The 3,083-nt window shown below is 36.9% G+C and carries 2 protein-coding genes; both read left to right on the top strand.

Features of this window, described 5'->3' with window-relative positions; genetic code table 11:
• Window positions 1–336, top strand: a 336-nt coding sequence (locus ACT8VG_RS09265; protein WP_444195700.1) for a class I SAM-dependent methyltransferase, incomplete at its 5' end; no start/stop codon positions are given.
• A 154-nt stretch (window positions 337–490) separates the two neighbouring features.
• A partial coding sequence (gene rpoB / locus ACT8VG_RS09260) for a DNA-directed RNA polymerase subunit beta (protein WP_444195699.1) occupies window positions 491–3,083 on the top strand: 2,593 nt, incomplete at its 3' end.

Here is a 3,083-nt window from a genome sequence, read left to right as displayed (position 1 = left end):
GTTGACGTCAATAGACGCGCAATGGAACTTGCTAAACGTACAATTGAAGATTATCATCTTGAAGATATGCATGTATATGAAAGTAATGCATATGAGAATGTAGAGAAGACATTTGATATGATCATCTCTAATCCTCCAATTCGTGCTGGCAAGAGTGTTGTGACTACTATTCTTAAAGAAAGTTATTCACACTTAAATAAGAATGGACGCCTTGTGATTGTCATACAAAAGAAGCAGGGTGCACCAAGTGCTAAGAAATGCATGGAAGAAGTCTTTGGGAATGCGGAAGTATTGAAGCGAAATAAAGGCTATTACATAATTCAATCAATTAAATAATGAACTATAGGGAAATTGTATAAATTTCCCTTTTTGGGTTGACACAAAAGTACCCTTGTGCTAGTATACTAAAATGCCTACTCATGTATAAAAGCAGGTCATTTTGACCCTTTTTAGCTTGCAGATAGAGATTAAAAAAGGAGTGGAACGGATTTTGGAAAAGAATGTAAGAACTGCAGAAAGCCGCATTAAGCGACGCAATTATTCTCGTATTAGTGGTTCTTTGAAACTACCTAACCTTGTCGAAATTCAGACAGATTCATTTAAGTGGTTTCAGGAAAAAGGTATAAGAGAAGTATTTGAGGATATTTATCCTATCACAAATTTTAACGACACATTATCATTGGAGTTTGTAGATTGTCGTTTTGATGAGCCTAAATATGATGCAGATGAAAGTAAAGAAAGAGATGCAATCTATGCAGCTCCTTTGCGTGCTACTTTACGTCTTGTAAATAAGAAAACTGGAGAAATCAAGACAAGTGAAGTATTTATGGGTGATTTCCCATTAATGACAGATTCAGGTACATTTGTTGTTAATGGTGCAGAACGTGTTATCGTTTCACAGTTAGTTCGTTCTCCAGGAGCTTATTTTGGTAATGGAACAGACAAGATTGGTAAGATTGTCTTCAATGGACAGGTGATCCCATCTCGTGGTACTTGGTTAGAATTTGAAAATGATGCCAAGGATGTTCTAAATGTTCGTATTGATCGTCAGAAGAAGATTCCAGGTACTATTCTTTTACGTGCTCTAGGACTTTCTTCAAATGAAGATATTATTGAAGTTTTCGGAGAACACCAGTTCCTCTACAATACATTTGAAAAGGATCCAACACATAACACTGATGATGCGTTGATGGAAATTTATAGTAAATTGAGACCAGGTGAACCAGCTACTTTAGATGGTGCTAACTCATTACTATTTGCGCGTTTCTTCGATCCAAAGCGTTATGATTTAGCAAAAGCAGGTCGTTTTAAGCTACGTAAGAAATTAAGCTTATTAGATCGTATCGCTGATCGTGTTCTTGCTGAAGATGTTGTTGACGTTGATGGCAACGTTGTAATGACAGAAGGTACTAAGATTACTAAAGATAAATTAGAAATCTTAAAGCCAGTATTTGAAGCAGGTGCACATACAAAAGAAATTAAAACTAACGAAAATATGCATTCTAATCATACTATTCAGGTATTAGATGTATATACAGATGAATCTAAGTCTATCAAGATGAGAGTAATCGGTACTGATCTTTCATTAGATAGTAAGTTTGTCACTATTTCAGACTTTATTGCTGCATATTCTTATATGCTTAACCTTGTTGATATCTTTGATTCTCAGGACTTAGCAGCAGAAGATAGAGTGTCTTTAATGAGCCGTATTGGTTTATTAGATGATATCGACCATTTAGGTAACAGACGTGTTAGAACTGTTGGTGAATTAGTTCAGAACCAGTTCCGTATTGGTTTATCACGTATGGAAAGAGTAGTTAAGGAAAGAATGTCTTTAGCTGAAGATGATTCTATGACTCCACAGTCATTAACAAACATTCGTCCATTGACTGCTGCAATCAAAGAATTCTTCGCAAGTTCTCAGTTATCTCAGTTCATGGACCAGATTAATCCACTTGCCGAATTAACAAACAAGAGACGTCTTTCTGCCTTAGGTCCTGGTGGTTTATCAAGAGACCGTGCAGGTTATGAAGTACGAGACGTCCATCCATCTCACTATGGTAGAATCTGTCCAATCGAAACACCAGAAGGTCCTAACATCGGGTTGATTTCTACACTTGCATCTTATGCAAAAGTAAATGAATATGGATTCATTGAAACTCCATATCGTAAAGTAAATAACTGCGTTATTGATGAAAATGATATTCGTTATTTAACAGCAGATGAAGAAAAGAATTATATTATTGCTCAGGCAAAAGTTAAGACTGATGAAAATGACCGTATTATTGATGAACAGGTTATTTCACGTCATTTAGGTGAAAACATCATGGCTAAGCCAGAAGAAATCGACTTCATCGATATCTCACCTAAACAGATCGTATCAGTTGCATCTTCATGTATCCCATTCTTGGAAAACGATGATGCCACTCGTGCCCTTATGGGATGTAACATGCAGAGACAGGCTGTACCTCTATTAAATCCACATGCGCCTTATGTAGGAACAGGTATGGAATTCCAGGCTGCAAGAGACTCTGGTGCTGCAGTTGTTGCGAAAGAAGAAGGAACTGTTAAATATGCTGACGCTAAGAAGATCATCGTAGAAGGTGAAAGTGGCGAAAAGACATACAAGTTATTAAAGTTCACTGTATCTAACGCTGGTACATGTATCAACCATCGTCCAATTGTTATGGCTGGTGAACATGTTCTTAAGGGTCAGGTTCTTGCTGATGGACCAGCTATGGAACAGGGTGAATTAGCATTAGGACAGAACGTTCTTGTAGGTTTCATGACATGGAATGGTTATAACTACGAAGATGCTGTCATCATGAATGAAAAGCTTGTAAAAGAAGACTACTATACTTCTATCCACATTCAGGAATATACAATTGAATGTCGTGATACAAAGCTTGGTCCTGAAGAAATTACTAGAGATATCCCTAACGTAGGTGATGATGCTCGTTCTAACTTAGACGAAAACGGTATTATCCGTGTTGGTGCTGAAGTTAAGGAAGGCGATATCTTAGTTGGTAAAGTCACTCCTAAGAGACACGCAGAATTATCTGCAGAATATAAACTAATATTAG

It is taken from the genome of Catenibacterium sp., assembly GCF_052354645.1.
Classification (GTDB): Bacteria; Bacillota_I; Bacilli_A; order Erysipelotrichales; family Coprobacillaceae; genus Catenibacterium; species Catenibacterium mitsuoka_A.
Note: the sequence above shows the minus strand (reverse complement) of the source record. Positions and strands in the feature narration are given on the sequence as shown.